Origin of the sequence: Marinobacter antarcticus, from assembly GCF_011049865.1 — a bacterium.
Classification (GTDB): domain Bacteria; phylum Pseudomonadota; class Gammaproteobacteria; order Pseudomonadales; family Oleiphilaceae; genus Marinobacter; species Marinobacter antarcticus_A.
The window spans coordinates 1-15,969 of record NZ_DRGY01000106.1; the positions used below are offsets into that span (position 1 = coordinate 1).

A 15,969-nucleotide genomic window follows, 5' to 3' on the forward strand; every position below is an offset into this window, starting at 1 on the left:
CGGGAAACGGGCAAAAAACACACAGATGACGGGAGAATAGTGTCTGAATTTTCGAATTTTTGCCGGATCAAACTGATGCTGGCGAACATCGGCGGTTATTCAGACCTTCCCTAGTATTCCGTCTGGTTAATTCGCTGATCCATATTTATTATAATAAGAGTCATCGATCAGTAATAAAAGGTTCCCATTGCGCCCAAATCCACAGCGCCGTTTAATCTGACTGTAAACGATCAATTGGAACTCGAAAGTTGGTGCCGAGCCAATACTCTGAGCCAACATCTGGCTCAACGTGCCAGGATTCTTTTGTTACTGAATGAAGGCGAAACACCACAAGGGATCTCAGATTCTCTTCAGGTTAGCACTCAAATAGTCTTCAAGTGGCGCAAGCGCTACAGTGAGCGAGCTCTTGAGGGACTTTATGATGCGCCGCGACCCGGTCAGCCGCGAAAACTGGATGGCAAAACTGTCAAAAAATTTTAGATGACACGGCCCATAAAGCTCCGAAAGAGGCCACTCATTGGAGTATCAGTCTCATGGCGGAGCATGCCGGGGTGATGCGCTGGCAAGTGCATCAGATTTGGAAAGCAGCAGATTTAAAGCCGCACCGACTCAGAACGTTCAAGATCAGCAACGATCCCCACTTCGCTGAAAAAGTGTGTGATGTTGTTGGGCTCTATATGAATCCCCCCGATAATGCACTGATTCTGTCTGTTGACGAAAAGACTCAGATTCAGGCTTTTGATCGGACCCAGCCGAAATTGCAGCTTCGCCCCGGACAAGTTGAGCGACATACACATGATTGCAATCGTCATGGCACAACCAGCCTGTATGCTGCATTCAATACCCTGACGGGTCGAGTAATCGGTCGAGTCACCCAGCGCAACATAGTTGTGCCAGATACTTTTTAGCTTTGCGAGTTAATTTAGCCGCAGGATTCATCCTGCGGCGTTTTTTGATCCTGATCCAATGCTCTGTGGTATGCTCTTCCTGCCTTTTAACCTATCATTATCCGTCGGGGCTCATCAATATCCGTCGGGCTTCCATGCCTCTTTCGGACAAGCCATAGAGCCTCATTTCTTTGTGAAGGTGCTGTACTTCCTTATTTTTGAGGTCCTCTGCCTGCGTCGTTTCTTTATCCATACCTTTATGCATCGAGTTCATGTTTTTATTCATTGAACTCGTATCGCCATCGCCGCCCATCGACGGGCCACTATTACTTTCATTCGTGTTGTCGGCAAAAACAGCTGAAGATAAAGTGATTGCAGCTAGGAATATAATTGGCTTTTTCATAATACACCTACAGGTTGGTTTGTTGATGCACTTATTTAAACACTCATTCCTGAACTGATCCTGAAATAAATAAAAAAACGCAATATTTTTTTTGACATATATCAGTGATTAAAAATAAATTACTCAGATTAAAATAACATAATAACCTGTTAAATTTCAGCCTGAGTTCAGATAACGATTTTAAGATTATTCGCTACGTACTAATACAGTGGAGAATGAAACTTGAATAATTCTCGTCGTATATATAAGCCAGTTCTAATAGGCGCCTTGCTTCCTGGATTCCAGTGTTAAGTGCCGCACCGCTCGTACCCACGCATCCTGAGTATCCGCCCCAGAAAATTTCTGCCGATGTGCGATAATCTAGTGCCTCGTCCAGTTAAGTAGTTGATTTATCATTAATAGCGCTGAGCTTTGCCCGCGCCACCGATGTCATAATGGATTCCGCGCTTTTATGCCATCGAAACGGCTTGGCCAGCTTTTCGTTGTGGACCTTGATAAATCGGCGAATGGCGGCTTTGGGTTCGTCTACACTGATGAAAATACCTCGGTCAAGCGCCCGTCGTTCAATCTGTCCGCTCGTCAATTGCAGTTTTGGCCGGGTACGATCCAGAGCCTGAATCTGCGTCTTTTCGTCAACAGACATAACCAGAGCATTTTTTGGAGACTGCCCGGCGCTCAATAACAAGAGAATACGTGCTCGCTGCACCAGGTTTTGGCTCAGCTTAGCCATTCGCAACCAGCTCCCTAACTCCAGTTGGTCGTTCACCGTCAGATTAAAAGGTGCAGGTTACCGAGCCACAATAACCTCTCCATAATTCGCGAGTACTGAGCAATTACAGCAGAATCAGACTAGCGAATTAACCGGAATGGACACCAGGCTCGGCGGCGCTGCTTATTTATGGCGTTATGGCAAAGAGCAACTATTATTAAAAGTCCTCCGCAGAGATGGGCTACCTATCAGCGAGGGCAATAAACGCGCTTCCAAATGAATGGCTTCATCTGGAAGTTCTGAATCGGGTGAATCACCCGGTTCCTGGGTGCAAGCTAGACTGGCATGGACAGCCCGCTGGAGCCTTTCACTGGAGGGCATCGCTGGAGAGAACTGCTGAAGAGTGCCGCTAGCATTGACCACTCACTTATTAAAAAAATACATCCAAAAGAGTGAGACTCAACATGAAAGGTATGAAAGCACTAGCGGCCGGCACAGCGATTGTTGTTGCCACATTCGCAGGCACTGTCTACGCGGGGGAAACATTCGATAACGTCAAGGCGCAAGGTTTTGTGCAGTGCGGGGTTAACACCGGGCTGCCAGGTTTTTCCAACATTGATGACAATGGCGACTGGAAAGGCCTGGACGTTGATGTTTGTCGCGCGGTAGCGGCAGCCATGTTCGGTGATGCCAGCAAAGTAAAATACACACCCTTGAACGCCAAGGAGCGCTTCACTGCCCTGCAATCGGGCGAGATTGATGTGCTCTCCCGGAATACCACCTGGACACTGTCTCGTGATGGTTCTCTGGGTATTAACTTCACGGGCGTTACCTATTATGACGGCCAGGGCTTTCTGGTGAAGAAATCCCTCGGTGTGAAGAGCGCTAAAGACCTGGGTGGCGCATCTGTTTGTGTTCAGTCCGGTACGACCACCGAGCTGAATCTGGCAGATTATTTCCGCAGCCAAAACCTGAAATTTACTCCCGTTACCTATGACAACGCAGACGCCACCGCAAAGGCGTTCGATGCGGGTCGTTGCGATGCGCTCACCTCTGACCAATCCCAACTCTATGCCCTACGCATTTTGCTGAAAGACCCGTCCGGTTCCGTTGTGTTACCGGACGTGATTTCCAAAGAGCCTCTTGGGCCATCGGTTCGCCAGGGTGACGATGACTGGTTCAACCTGGTCAAGTGGAGCCTGTTTGCGATGGTTAATGGCGAGGATTTGGGTATTACCTCCGAGAACATCGACGATATGAAGAAAAATGGCAGCGACAAGCCAGACGTTAAACGATTTCTGGGTGAAACCGGTGAGTTTGGCAAGATGCTGGGCGTGTCCGATGACTGGGCATACAACATCGTCAAACAAGTTGGTAATTACGGTGAATCCTTCGAGCGGAACGTGGGCTCAGGCTCAAACCTGAAGATTGAGCGAGGTCTCAATGCCCTGTGGAGCAACGGCGGCCTGCAGTACGCGCCACCGGTGCGCTAGGGTCTCAATCAAAGGAGGCGCGGTTCCAGATTGGGCTGCGCCTCCCGTTCGTTGAGAGCAGGCCCCGTGTATCGGGCCGTCATGACTTCCTGACAAAGAAGGTCTTATGTCTTCTGACACCTCTGCGCACTCTCAATCCCAGGGCATCGCCCCTTCAAAGCCGCCCTTCTGGCGAAACCCGAGGGTTCATGCGCTTTTTTACCAGGTAGTGTTGTTGATCGGCGTATTCGTCTTTTTTGGCTACATTTTTCACAACACCGTCGTTAACCTCGAAAACCAGGGTATTACCACGGGGTTCGGATTTCTTGATCAGGAGGCGGGCTTTGGCATTATTCAAAGTCTGATTGCTTACACGCCTGCCTCCACCTATGCCCGCACGTTCGCGGTAGGGTTGCTTAATACGGTTCTGGTATCCGTTGTGGGCATTTTCCTGGCAACAATCGTGGGGCTGATTGTGGGCCTGGCGCGGTTGTCGAAAAACTGGTTGATCTCACGCCTGGCCGCTGTCTATATCGAGACCTTCCGTAATATTCCTTTGTTGCTGCAAATCCTGTTCTGGTACTTCGCGGTTCTCCAGGCCTTACCTTCTCCACGACAGAGCTTTTCTTTAGGCGAAGTTGCCTTCCTGAACATCCGGGGAATCTATTTACCCGAGCCGGTTTTCGAGTCTGGATTCGGGGTAGTGTTCGCGGCGATTGCGTTGGCTGTTGTGATCGTTGCCGCGCTCGCCAAGTGGGCGCACCGAAGGCGTATGCAAACCGGGCAGTCGTTCCATACGGTGTGGACCTCGCTGGCCGTTCTTATCGCTCTGCCCGGGCTCGCCTTTGCCGTTATGGGGGCACCGCTGGGCTGGTCCCTGCCCTCTCTTCAAGGGTTCAACTTCACCGGCGGTATCACCGTGATACCGGAACTGGCAGCGCTGGTGATCGCGTTGACCATATACACGGCCTCTTCCATTGCAGAGATTGTGCGCTCTGGCATTCTCTCGGTCAGTCACGGCCAAACGGAGGCTGCGAGTTCATTGGGGCTAAGCACCGGCAAAATCACGCGCCTGGTGGTTCTGCCCCAGGCCATGCGTGTGGTTATTCCGCCCCTCACCAGCCAATACCTGAACCTCATGAAAAACTCGTCTTTAGCCACGGCGATCGGCTATCCGGATCTTGTGAACGTTTTCGCCGGAACCACTCTGAACCAGACGGGCCAGGCCGTTGTGATTATCGCCATGACGATGAGCGTTTACCTCACGATCAGTTTGCTGATCTCGTTCTTTATGAACTGGTACAACCGCCGCTCCGCGTTTGTTGAGCAATAGCTGAGGACGACTTTCATGCATGAATTTGAAAAGCATCCGGACCTGCCACCACCCACCAGTCAAATGGGTGTGGTGGGGTGGTTGCGCAAAAATCTGTTCTCTTCTATCCCCAACAGCATCATGACCGTGATTGCTTTGTATCTGCTTTATCTGACCATTCCTGCGATGGTGGAGTGGGCATTGATCAACGCAGATTGGGTCGGCAGCAGCCGCGAAGCCTGCAGCAGTGACGGCGCCTGCTGGGTATTTATCTACGCGCGTATCAACCAGTTTTTGTATGGCTTCTATCCCGTTGAGGAGCAATGGCGGGTCAATCTGGGCGCCGCTATTTTTGTCGTCTCACTGCTTTTGTTGGTGATTCGAGGCGTACCGGGCAAAGCGTGGATTGGTGGGTTTACCTTGCTGATCTTTCCGGTTATTGCATTCTTTTTGTTCAGTGGCGGAATATTCGGTCTGGAAAAGATTTCCACCAGCAACTGGGGTGGTTTGATGCTGACCCTGATTCTGTCAACCGTAGGCATTGTTGCGGCCTTGCCATTCGGTATTCTTCTGGCGCTGGGGCGACGCTCTGATATGCCCATCGTAAGAGCTTTGTGCGTGTCGTACATTGAGCTCTGGCGGGGCGTGCCGTTGATTACTGTATTGTTTATGGCGTCGGTGATGCTGCCACTGTTTCTGCCGTCTGGCGTCAATTTCGATAAGTTATTGCGTGCGTTAGTCGGCATTGCCCTGTTTCAATCTGCCTACGTCGCAGAGGTGGTGCGTGGTGGCTTGCAGGCGATTGCCAAAGGCCAGAGCGAAGCGGCGGCATCGCTGGGGCTGAACTATCGCAAGACCATGGCGTTAATCGTTCTTCCACAAGCACTGAAGGTGGTTATACCGGGCCTGGTGGTCACCTTCATCGAATTGTTCAAAGATACAACGCTGGTTTCCATTATCAGCCTCTTCGACCTGCTGGGGATTGTTCAGTCGGCGCTTACGGATCCCTCATGGTTGGGCTTTGCCATTGAAGGTTATGTTTTTGCAGGGTTGCTTTACTGGGTGTTTTGTTTCGGAATGTCCCGGTATTCCATGCATTTGGAACGCCGTTTCGAAACGGGCCACAAGGGAAGCTGACATCCCACACGAATAACGAAGGAGAGTGATTCATGCCAGAAGCGGACAGCAATGCCCAGACAATCGCACATTCCGATGCGATGATTGAAATCATCGGTATGCATAAATGGTACGGCACGTTTCACGTACTCAAAGATATCAATCTCACGGTGAACCGCGGTGAACGCATTGTGGTTTGCGGGCCTTCGGGGTCTGGCAAGTCCACGTTGATTCGCTGCTTCAATCGCCTTGAAGAACACCAACGCGGCAAGATACTGGTTGAGGGAATGGAGTTAACCAGCGAGACCAAAAAAATCGAAACCATTCGCCGCGAAGTCGGCATGGTGTTTCAACACTTCAATCTGTTCCCCCATCTTACCGTTCTGGAAAACTGCTGCCTGGCGCCTATATGGGTGGGCAAACAATCGCGCCGGGACGCAGAGAAAGCGGCAACGCGCTTCCTGGAGCGGGTCAAGATTGGTGATCAGGCTAAAAAGTACCCCGGACAACTCTCTGGCGGTCAGCAACAACGGGTGGCGATTGCCCGCAGTTTGTGCATGAATCCCAAGATTATGCTGTTTGATGAACCTACCTCCGCGCTTGATCCAGAGATGATCAAGGAAGTGCTGGATGTTATGGTGGACCTGGCGGAAGAAGGCATGACCATGGTGTGCGTAACCCACGAGATGGGTTTTGCCAAGAAAGTGGCCGACCGGGTTATCTTCATGGATGAGGGGCAGATTGTGGAATCCAACGCACCGGGAGAATTCTTCGACAATCCGCAGAATGAGCGCACTAAACTGTTTCTGAGTCAGATCCTGGATCATTAAGGGATACGAGGAATCGCGCCTTACTCTGTTGAACACAAGTTGCTTCTGACCGGCGAAATTCCTTTTTTATATCTAGGATTTTATCTTCTATGTTAAATGCATTTAGCTTGGCAACCCCGACTGAAATCACGTTCGGGCGGGGCCACATTGCCCAATTAAACGATCGGGCGAAAAAACTGGGTGCGCGTGTTCTGATTGTGCATGGCAAGAATCCCGACAGGCTCTCTGACGTTTTCGAGTCATTGAAGACCGTCGACATCGTTCAAACCTTGTCCATCGAAAAAGAGCCTGATCTGAAGACATTGATTGCCGCTATTGATCAGGGTAAATCACTGGGTATTGATCTGGTGATTGGAATTGGCGGTGGCTCGGTTATGGATTCCGCTAAAGTACTTGCGGCTATGCTGCCCAGCCAATCAGACCTGATCAGTCATTTGGAGGTTGTCGGAAGTGGGCTGCCCTTATCCGCCAAACGCCTGCCGCTGATCCTTGTGCCAACCACATCGGGTACCGGTGCAGAGGTAACCCGCAACGCTGTCATTGATATTCCCGAAGCACAGCGCAAGGTGAGCCTCAGGGATAACCAGTTACTCCCCGACCTCGCGTTGGTCGACCCTGCCCTTACAGACAATTGCCCCCGGCAGGTCAGCTTGCACTCAGGGCTGGACGCGATTACCCAGGTGATCGAGCCTTATGTTTCGTCGCGCTCAAATCCATTTACGGATATGTTGTGCAGAGAGGCAATCCCCAAGGGCCTCTTGGCCCTGAAGCAGTTGATGATCCAGGAGTCCGAAGACGCCCGCGACTCGTTGGCGCAGGTTAGTCTGTTCGGCGGTCTTGCGCTTGCAAACTCTGGGCTGGGCGTCGTGCATGGCATCGCGGGTCCGTTAGGCGGACTATGCGGCGCGCCCCACGGCGCTATATGCGGAGCTTTGCTGCCAGCGGGCATTGCGGCTAACCGTGATAACGTTGTGGATGCTGAACACATCGCACGTATCAAGCAAGTGATTGACTGGATTGCTGATGTATTCGAAACGTCCAGAGACGACGCACTGCCGCGCTTCCATCAATGGATTTCTCAAAACGGATTACCAGGGCTTGCGTCGATTGGCGTGACTGAAGAGCACATCATTTCCGCCTCACAATCAGCGGCTGGCTCCTCCTCCATGAAAGCCAACCCTGTGGTTTTGTCGACAGCATCAATAGAAAATATTATGCGCCAGTCGTTCTGATTGTGGATATGAGGTTACGGATTACTTCGGGTATTTGGCAAAATCACGAACAGCCGGGTAGCCCTCGATATAGACCCATTCGGTGTCTTTCGCAGGGATGTGGCAACCGAAGCAATTGTTAAAGCCCTCGCCTTTCCAGTTTTTGGTCGTGGTGGTTTCGGGGCTGTCTTGTGTGAACAGTGCCCAGCCCCAACCTTCACCCCAGGCCGCATTGTCGGGAAACCGGTTCTGGCGGTCGCGCACCATCACGAACCACACGCCGGGTTCACCTGCCCACTGGGCAAAGCCTGTTGTTTTCTGACCTTCGCGGATACTGCTTATCTCTTTGACCAACGTAGTACCGTCTGGCCATTGCCCGGTTTCCCGAAAGCCTTTTACGGCGGAAGGTTCCGCGTATACGTCGTGCACGCCCGGGCCGCTTGCTTGGTCGTCTTCGCGGACAAACCAGCTACCAATGTGGACCCATTCGTCGCGAAATGCAGGGGGACGACTGATGGTACCTTTGGCATCAACATAGGGAGAGAACTGGCCGCTTGCGGCAGTGGTGTCCTGTTTTTCGTCGGTAGCTGCCGAAACCCAGGATGCGGTGCCTGCTATAAAGGCGGTAAAAGCGATGGTTAGCGTTGTTTTGAATCGCATGGGAATAGCCTCTTGTAGGATTAACCAACAAAGAGCGTATCCAGCCATGGAATGTTTGTCTGTCAGCTTTCTAACAGTTCGGCAGAACGTTCTGTGAGAAGGCGCTTAGTGCTTTGAGGTTGATAATACAAATGTGCCCACGGGTATAATCAAGAAGCCCTTCGCGGCGCAGCTCGTTGAGCTCGGAACTAACCACAGGCCGGCTGGCACCTACCAGCTCTGCCAATTCCTGCTGGGTCAGAGGCACATCAACCTCATGACCGTGCACGCAGTGCCCCCCGGCTTGGCCAATCAAATCACGCAAGACGACCGCAATGCGACCCCGCACGCCCAGGGTCATCAATGCGTACAACCGTCGCTCAGTGATTTCCTGGCGACGGGCCAGCATCTCGATGACGCGAACCATCAACCCATGATCACTGATCAATTGCGCCCTGAATGCCGCTGCCGTGTGGCGTTGCACGCGGGTTGACCCTTTCGCGGCAACCGTCTGTGTCGCGCGTGCTGTTTCCCCGAGGCCTGGCCCCAGTATTTCTCCTGCCCCCAGAACGGCGGAAATGCTGGCCGCGCCAGTGGTATTCAAATGTTCCAGTTTAAGATGCCCTGATTCAATTACGTATATGTGGTTTTCAGTCTGGCCCTGGTGGTATAGCACCTCGCCAGGCCGCAGGCTCAGGCTTACAAAGGGCGACGTTTGATCAGGCAGGTTTTCCATAGGGTTATACCCCTTGCAGTTGGGCTGCAGTGTGGAGGCGGCCGATATTCAGCAACCATCACAACCGATAGCTCTTTCGCAGATCACGCAATTTCAGGCCACATATAAACGAAAAAGGCAGCCGAAGCTGCCTTTCTTATTGCATGTTGCGTGTTATTTACACAGCAACTGTTTTACACAGCTACTACGTTTTCCGCCTGCGGGCCTTTTTCGCCCTGAGTAACGGTAAACTCAACTTCTTGGCCTTCGGCCAGAGTTTTGAAGCCGTCGCCCTTAATGGAGCTGTAGTGAACAAAAACGTCTGGGCCGCTTTCGCGAGTAATAAAGCCAAAACCTTTTGCTTCGTTGAAAAACTTAACAGTGCCGGTAACAGTAGACATAATATATTTTCCTGAAATCAATCTTAAAATATGTCGCCAGAACATCGTTTGATGACTGGTCAACGGAATGCGGGAAACAAAAAACTGGCGAGATCAAAAACAGAACGTGCTACTTGCTACAGCTGAGAAGCGTTTTATTGATGACGTGCTTTGCTAAATCTTTCCAACGAGACGTAAGGTACCCCCTACTACCGGGAAATGCAAACCTATGTCCTGTGAGCATTAACCAAGTCGATGATAGAACTTGCTGCAAGCTTCAGAATTTTTGTTTAATAGTCAGGCAACAAGTTAAAAATTACGACACATCACTACTATCACTACTATCACTACGCGAAGGTGCCTTCTCCATGACGGAAATCACATCGGTTGCTGGCCTTGAACCAAACCAACTTCTGCACATTGAAGGCCACCTTGACCGTCGCTACATCCAGCCTGGGAAAATACCCGGCGCCCTGACATTGGTGGCACGGCGAGGTGAAATTGCCTATGTGAAAGCCCAGGGGCTGATGGACGTGGAGCGCAACAAACCGGTGCGCCGGGATACGGTTTTCCGTATTTACTCCATGACCAAACCGATTACCTCTATCGCCATGATGCAGCTTTATGAGCAGGGGCGGTTTTTGCTGGATGATCCGGTGCACAAGTATATTCCGGCCTGGAAAAATCTGCGGGTGTATAAAAGCGGTGTCTATCCTGATTTTCTAACCACGCCCGCAACCAGCACCATGACCATCCGTGATCTGTTCACGCATATGTCCGGCCTGACTTATGGCTTTATGAACCGCACTAACGTGGACGCGGCCTACCGTGAACTGGGACTGGATGGCAGCCGGAACCTGACGCTGGAAACACTGGTCAATCAGTTAGGGGAACTGCCGCTGGAGTTCTCACCGGGCACGGCCTGGAATTATTCCGTCAGCACGGATGTGTTGGGGTATCTGGTGCAATTGCTGTCTGGTCAGCCTTTGGATGAGTATCTGCGCGAGCATATCTTTGAGCCTTTGGACATGCCAGACACAGGCTTTCAGGTTCGTGACGACCAGCTTGACCGCTTCGCTGCCTGCTATCAGTACCAGCCCGGCGATGAGTTCAAACTGCAGGACGATCCGGAGACGTCCCCTTTTCGGCGGAAAAATAAATTTGTGTCGGGCGGTGGCGGACTGGTTTCCACTGTTGATGATTATTTCCACTTTGCCCAGGCGCTTTGTCAGGGCGGAGAGTTTAAGGGGCGACGAATCATTGGTCGAAAAACTCTGGAATTCATGCGCCGCAACCACTTGCCCGACGATCAGGATCTGCCAGGCCTCTCCGTTGGCGCGTTCAGTGAAACTCCCTATGCCGGGAGCGGTTTTGGTCTGGGCTTTTCCGTAAAAACCGACGTTGCCAAATCCCAGATCAACGGTTCTATGGGTGAGTACGGTTGGGGTGGTCTGGCGAGCACCAACTTTTTTGTCGACCCTGTCGAGGAGCTGGTGGTGATTTTTATGACGCAGTTGATTCCTTCGTCGTCCTACCCTATCCGCCAGGAGTTGCGAGCCATTGTTAACGGAGCATTGCTATGAGCGAGAACACAGGCAACACCAGCAAAGTGGACAAGCTGCTGGCCGAGCAGCGTGACTATATTGCGAAGCGCGAGGGCGGGTATCGTGAGCGGTCGCTAAAAATGTACCCGTGGGTGTGCGGGCGCTGCGCCCGCGAGTTTACCCGCATCAATTTGCGGGAGCTGACGGTGCATCACAGGGATCATGACCACAGCAACAACCCCGCCGATGGCAGCAACTGGGAGTTGTTGTGCGTGTACTGTCACGATGAGGAGCACAGCAAGTTTGAGGATTTCGTGCGCTATGGCGGCAGTTCTGAAAAAAGACGGGAAGCGGCGACACATAATCCGTTTGCCGGGCTCAAGGAAGCGCTTGAGAAGAAAAGCTGAACAATCGGCGCTTCATGTCGGCGCCTCTCGCAACCACTTTATTTCAAAGCAAAAAATGTCACACGAAATCTACTGATCGTTACCCGTAGATCAACTATCCTGTAAACTCGCCTAAATTCTTCACCAAGGTACCCATGGGGTTCAGCTTACATTTACCAACGCTGATCATTCTCTCAATCGCGATCAATCTGATGATTGGCGGGCTTTTGTGGGCGATCTATTATCTGCGGGGCCGCCAGTACTGTTTCTTGCTGTGGGCACTGGCATGCGGTGCTTTTGCCATGGGCAGCGTGCTGGCAGGCGCACGGGCTGTGGTTGATGCGCCCTGGCTTACGGTATTCGCCGCCCACGCATTTTTGGGGTTATCGCCGCTGCTGCTATTGGGCGGGCTGCTGCGTTTCTCCAGAGTGCCAACGCGCCCCATGCGTTGGTTCCGCTACGCTTTCCGGATTGCCTTCGCCGGGTACTTGCTCGTGTTGCTCTTGACCTTTCAGAACGACCCACTCAGCGCCCGCCTGGTGACAACGCTGTTCTCAGCCATCGTTTTCGGCTTTGCGATTTATTGCCTGAATGTTTCCGCCACACAACCGGCTCTGCCGCGCCGGGTGCTGCAGGTGCTGTTTTCCCTGCACGGGATGCTGATGTTGGCCCAATGTCTGGTGATCGCCATGGGTTGGTTCGGCGCCAACCAAATCGACATCACCACCAATGCCGTTCTCCAGCTTATTCTGGTCAATCATATTCTGTTGGCAACAGCCACAGCGCTGTCGCTGTCGCTGCTGGCCTTCACCCGGTCAGAGCGCCGCCTGCGAGCGTTGGCGGAGAAGGACGGGTTAACCGACCTGCTCAACCGACGTTCTTTTTTCCGGGAGGGCGTTCGCGTTTTCGAAAAAGCGACCCTCGACCGCCAGGCCATGGCGGTTCTGATGATCGATCTCGATCACTTCAAACAGATCAACGATCGTTGGGGTCACGCAACCGGAGACGAGGCTCTGCAGACCGTCGCTCGCATTCTGGAGAGCGAGTTGCGGGATGAAGACATTATCGGCCGCATAGGAGGTGAGGAGTTTGCCATTGTGTTGCAGCTGTCCGAAGACGAAAGCTTGCCCGTGATTACCCATCGATTGCTCAACGCCATTGCTCGCAAAGGCGCCAATGTTAATGGCTTGCCTTTGAACCTTTCGGCCAGCATTGGCGGTATCGAGCGCATTGATCGCCACAAGCGTTTCGCGGAGCTGATGCTGGAGGCAGACACGGCGCTCTACAGTGCCAAGAACAAGGGCCGCAACCGTGCCGAATTTGGTGAGCTGATGTCACTCACCGAAACCGTGTGAGCTGGCTACACCGGTGTCGCAGTGAAGTGCGCTTATCTTAACTATTACTCTTGATTGCCTTCCCTGAAAACTTCTTCGTGAATCTTTCCACGAATCTCTTCACACACCTGATCCTGGGTTTTGTGGTCGCCTTGAACAACCCGATCGGCGTAGCGGGTGTAAAGCACCCGCCGCTCGGCAAACAACTCTTCCAGTGTTTGGTCTGGATGCTTGGAAACACCTCTCAGGCTGAAGTCACCAATACGCTGGCGCACCGTTGCCAGAGAAATGTCCAAAAACACGATCACACTGCTGCGCTTGAGGTGTTGCATGGCAGGGTCGCCGTATACGGCGCTTCCACCTGTCGCAATAACGTGGCCACTCAAATCCAGGTTGCACAGCACGCTTTCCTCAATCCGGCGCAAAGCCTGATAGCCGCTATCATCGACAATGCTCTGCAGGCTTTTGCCCGTGTGTGATTGAATCAACAAGTCGGTATCCACAAATGCCAGCGCGGCAGCCTTGGCTAGCAGAACACCCACGGTGCTTTTGCCTGAGCCAGGCATACCTATCAACACGACATTACTCAGCGACAACGGCATAGTATGTCCATTACCTATATGGGGCACTAAGGGATTCAACAACATACACCAATAGAAACCTACCATGGAAATAGCAGGCGAAATCATCGTATCCTTCCGGGCAACCTAGGAAGCTTTTTTCGTTGAAAGGCATTGTTAACTTATTCAAATCGCCTCGAGTTGTGCTGGCGGGATGGGTTCACTATCGGAGACTTTTCCAGTGGCACAATCAAGAAAGACCCAGATTCTCGGACTCATCGTCTGGTTCGTTATCAGCTTTGCGGCTTCTGCCATTGGAGCTGTGGCGTCTATTCAAGCCAGTTCATTCTATGGACAGCTTACGCAACCGGCCTGGGCGCCGCCGGCGTCGGTATTTGGCCCGGTCTGGACAATTTTATACGCGTTTATGGCGGTCGCCGCCTGGCTTGTTTGGCGCTCTGGCGGCTTCCGCGCCAACTGCACGGCCCTCACGTTTTTCCTTGTTCAACTTGCCGTTAACGGGCTTTGGAGCTGGCTATTCTTTACCTGGCACCTGGGCGCTATCGCACTCGCGGACATTGCTGTGCTCTGGTTGCTTGTCGTCGGAACAATGGCAACGTTCTGGCGAGTGAGCAAACCTGCGGCAGCGCTTTTGCTTCCCTATTTTCTGTGGATCAGTTTCGCCGCTGCGCTTAACTTCTCAGTTTGGCAACTGAACCCTCAGGTATTGGGATGATTGGTTCTGCATCGGAAGCTCCTTCGGCCGCTGACGTTAGCTCGCTGATCGGTCGCGTCGCGAAACAGGATCGGACCGCGTTCGCGAAACTTTACGAAGCGACAGCACCGAAACTTTTGGGTGTTGTACTGCGTATTATGAAAGACCGGCCTTGGGCCGATGAGGTAGTTCAGGAGGCTTATCTTAAAATCTGGCAGCGGGCAGGCCTGTTCAATGCAGATAGAGCATCACCGATTACCTGGCTGGTGTCGATTGCCCGGAACCAGGCGATAGACGAGCTGCGAAAGCACCCAGCGGGAAGAACCACCACTGATGACGCAATGGATGAGAGAACGGCCCAACAACCCACAGTACAGGACCAGATGGAAAACCAGCAGCCGTCTTTTTTGCTAACGGTTGATCTGCAAAACCGCCAACTGAAAATACGCCCGGTAACCGCAGAACCGCAGCCAGGCAAGTCCTATCAACTTTGGATCAAAGCCGATGAGCTGGGCCCCAACCCGCGCTCTGTAGGCGTACTGGGAGACCGGATGCAAGTGGATCAAGGGGCGCTAAAGCAATACGATCCGGCCCTGCTGCGCGAAGCCACCTTCGGCATCAGCCTGGAGCCCCCCGGTGGTTCCCCGACGGGACAACCTACCGGCCCGGCCATTCACGGCACTCTTTACCCGGCCGGAGATAATTCGAGTTACCCGGCCGGAGATAATTCGAGTTACCCGGCCGACGACGATTCGAGCCATCGAATCTGAAAATAATCTTCTTTGTCTGAAACTTCGCCATTGCCCGCCCGTAGCTATCACAAGAAGGGCGAAAATATGGACGTAGCCGCCATCCTTACGGAGAACGTCAATTCCGGTGACATGTTGATGCTGATGGTGCACGGTGAAGACGGCGGCATGAAAACCGGCATCTTTGAATACACTCTGGGTGCCAAAGAAGACGGTCCCATCAAGAAAGATGGCAAGCTGGTGATGTCCACCATCACCGCGAAGTAATCCTGCCTGTAAACCCGCCAGCCTGACGCAGCTAAATTAATGCGTGCTATCAGGTGAGCCTGGCGGGTTTTGAACACCGTCCCGCCAGAACCTCATAACGTGACCTTTAAAAGGCTTATCGAGGTAGTCGGTATTAGCGGGCTTCTCATGCAAATAACGGTACCCGTGGGTTTCCATTTGTCGGGTCAGTTTGTTTTTCCGGCCACGCCCCGGGTCAACCAGAATCACTTCACACGCCGGGCTGGCGTGTTTCTGTATAAAGTCCGCTACCAGCTTGATGTGTTCGTCTTCGTACAGCAGATCGCTGCCAATAATGATGTCGAACAGGCCCAGATCGCAGGTTTCGTCTGCCCAGTCGATTCGCCGGAAGTTGATGGCGTCACCGTTATTGAGTTGCGCATTTCTCTCCAGAAAAAAACCCGCTTCAGGGTGGTAGTCGGTGGCGGTAATATCGTCGTGTCGTTGGTTTAGCAGCAGACTGGACAGCGCCATACCGCACCCCATCTCGAGGATTCTCTTTCCGGCTGTTTGATGGGTTGCCATGTAATGGGCAAGCACCAAGCCGGAGGGCCAGATCACACCAAAAAGTGGCCAGGTGGCGGATGAAATACCCAGATTGAGAGCAACGTCGTCTGGATCATCAAACTGTTGGTTGTCACGCAGCGTACAAACGTGAATATCCACGTTTTCGAACTCTATGGTTTGATACCGGATACGCACAGGTGTTTTCATTTAGGGTG

General features: G+C 52.4%; 17 protein-coding genes and 2 pseudogenes. 12 read left to right on the forward strand and 7 right to left on the reverse strand.

Translation table 11 applies throughout. From position 1 onward, the window contains the following. Positions 1–186: 186 nt before the first annotated feature. Positions 187–884, forward strand: a pseudogene (locus tag ENI00_RS13290) (IS630 family transposase); the annotation flags it as partial. 121 nt (positions 885–1,005) lie between these two features. Here ENI00_RS13290 and ENI00_RS13295 read toward each other — a convergent pair. Beyond that, the gene (locus tag ENI00_RS13295; protein WP_304103245.1) at positions 1,006–1,290 is read right to left on the reverse strand and encodes a hypothetical protein; all 285 of its coding nucleotides are present in this window, start codon (positions 1,288–1,290) and stop codon (positions 1,006–1,008) included. A gap of 376 nt (positions 1,291–1,666) precedes the next feature. Continuing rightward, positions 1,667–1,951 (reverse strand): annotated as a pseudogene (locus tag ENI00_RS13300) (hypothetical protein); the annotation flags it as partial. Between the two features lie 512 nt (positions 1,952–2,463). Here ENI00_RS13300 and ENI00_RS13305 point away from each other — a divergent pair. The 5 genes from ENI00_RS13305 (at position 2,464) to ENI00_RS13325 (ending at position 7,961) form a co-directional block, all read left to right on the forward strand. Then, positions 2,464–3,492: an amino acid ABC transporter substrate-binding protein gene (locus ENI00_RS13305; RefSeq protein ID WP_304103248.1), complete on the forward strand. Its 1,029-nt coding sequence runs from the start codon at positions 2,464–2,466 to the stop codon at positions 3,490–3,492. A gap of 106 nt (positions 3,493–3,598) precedes the next feature. Further along, positions 3,599–4,804: an amino acid ABC transporter permease gene (locus ENI00_RS13310; protein ID WP_304103251.1), complete on the forward strand. Its 1,206-nt coding sequence runs from the start codon at positions 3,599–3,601 to the stop codon at positions 4,802–4,804. 15 nt (positions 4,805–4,819) lie between these two features. Further along, positions 4,820–5,920 carry an amino acid ABC transporter permease gene (locus tag ENI00_RS13315; RefSeq protein ID WP_304103255.1) on the forward strand — a complete coding sequence of 367 codons (1,101 nt, stop codon included), beginning with the start codon at positions 4,820–4,822 and terminating at the stop codon, positions 5,918–5,920. 80 nt (positions 5,921–6,000) lie between these two features. After that, a complete protein-coding gene (locus ENI00_RS13320) occupies positions 6,001–6,729 on the forward strand; it encodes an amino acid ABC transporter ATP-binding protein (RefSeq protein WP_414674259.1) in 729 nt (242 codons plus the stop codon). Positions 6,730–6,818: 89 nt separating this feature from the next. Further along, on the forward strand, positions 6,819–7,961 hold the full coding sequence (locus ENI00_RS13325) for an iron-containing alcohol dehydrogenase (protein WP_304103261.1): 1,143 nt from the start codon (positions 6,819–6,821) through the stop codon (positions 7,959–7,961). A 21-nt stretch (positions 7,962–7,982) separates the two neighbouring features. Here the strand turns inward: ENI00_RS13325 and ENI00_RS13330 are convergent, their stop codons facing one another. The 3 genes from ENI00_RS13330 to ENI00_RS13340 form a co-directional block, all read right to left on the reverse strand. Then, positions 7,983–8,600, reverse strand: coding sequence for a cytochrome P460 family protein (locus ENI00_RS13330; protein WP_304103264.1), 618 nt, complete (start codon positions 8,598–8,600; stop codon positions 7,983–7,985). Between the two features lie 70 nt (positions 8,601–8,670). Continuing rightward, on the reverse strand, positions 8,671–9,315 hold the full coding sequence (locus ENI00_RS13335) for a Crp/Fnr family transcriptional regulator (RefSeq protein ID WP_304103267.1): 645 nt from the start codon (positions 9,313–9,315) through the stop codon (positions 8,671–8,673). A gap of 173 nt (positions 9,316–9,488) precedes the next feature. Beyond that, complete coding sequence (locus tag ENI00_RS13340) at positions 9,489–9,695, reverse strand: cold-shock protein (protein WP_304103270.1); 207 nt, start codon at positions 9,693–9,695, stop codon at positions 9,489–9,491. 347 nt (positions 9,696–10,042) lie between these two features. Here ENI00_RS13340 and ENI00_RS13345 point away from each other — a divergent pair, with 347 nt between their 5' ends. The 3 genes from ENI00_RS13345 (at position 10,043) to ENI00_RS13355 (ending at position 12,959) form a co-directional block, all read left to right on the forward strand. Then, complete coding sequence (locus ENI00_RS13345; protein WP_304103273.1) at positions 10,043–11,257, forward strand: serine hydrolase domain-containing protein; 1,215 nt, start codon at positions 10,043–10,045, stop codon at positions 11,255–11,257. After that, positions 11,254–11,625 carry a YajD family HNH nuclease gene (locus tag ENI00_RS13350; protein ID WP_304103275.1) on the forward strand — a complete coding sequence of 124 codons (372 nt, stop codon included), beginning with the start codon at positions 11,254–11,256 and terminating at the stop codon, positions 11,623–11,625. The genes ENI00_RS13345 and ENI00_RS13350 overlap by 4 nt, the downstream gene beginning before the upstream one ends. A gap of 134 nt (positions 11,626–11,759) precedes the next feature. Continuing rightward, positions 11,760–12,959, forward strand: coding sequence for a GGDEF domain-containing protein (locus ENI00_RS13355; RefSeq protein ID WP_304103278.1), 1,200 nt, complete (start codon positions 11,760–11,762; stop codon positions 12,957–12,959). A 44-nt stretch (positions 12,960–13,003) separates the two neighbouring features. Here the strand turns inward: ENI00_RS13355 and ENI00_RS13360 are convergent, their stop codons facing one another. Then, complete coding sequence (locus tag ENI00_RS13360; protein ID WP_304103280.1) at positions 13,004–13,540, reverse strand: shikimate kinase; 537 nt, start codon at positions 13,538–13,540, stop codon at positions 13,004–13,006. A 199-nt stretch (positions 13,541–13,739) separates the two neighbouring features. Here ENI00_RS13360 and ENI00_RS13365 point away from each other — a divergent pair, with 199 nt between their 5' ends. Genes ENI00_RS13365 through ENI00_RS13375 form a run of 3 tightly spaced genes read left to right on the forward strand, consistent with a single transcriptional unit; the run spans position 13,740 to position 15,229 of the window. Then, entirely contained in the window at positions 13,740–14,234 is a 495-nt protein-coding gene (locus ENI00_RS13365; protein ID WP_304103283.1) for a TspO/MBR family protein, read from the forward strand. Then, positions 14,231–14,983 carry a sigma-70 family RNA polymerase sigma factor gene (locus ENI00_RS13370; protein WP_304103286.1) on the forward strand — a complete coding sequence of 251 codons (753 nt, stop codon included), beginning with the start codon at positions 14,231–14,233 and terminating at the stop codon, positions 14,981–14,983. The genes ENI00_RS13365 and ENI00_RS13370 overlap by 4 nt, the downstream gene beginning before the upstream one ends. Before the next feature lie 30 nt (positions 14,984–15,013). Next, positions 15,014–15,229: a DUF7282 domain-containing protein gene (locus ENI00_RS13375; RefSeq protein ID WP_422655575.1), complete on the forward strand. Its 216-nt coding sequence runs from the start codon at positions 15,014–15,016 to the stop codon at positions 15,227–15,229. A 36-nt stretch (positions 15,230–15,265) separates the two neighbouring features. On the opposite strand, the gene ENI00_RS13380 is transcribed toward ENI00_RS13375, so the two are convergent. Then, complete coding sequence (locus ENI00_RS13380; RefSeq protein WP_304103293.1) at positions 15,266–15,961, reverse strand: class I SAM-dependent methyltransferase; 696 nt, start codon at positions 15,959–15,961, stop codon at positions 15,266–15,268. Positions 15,962–15,969: the final 8 nt, after the last annotated feature.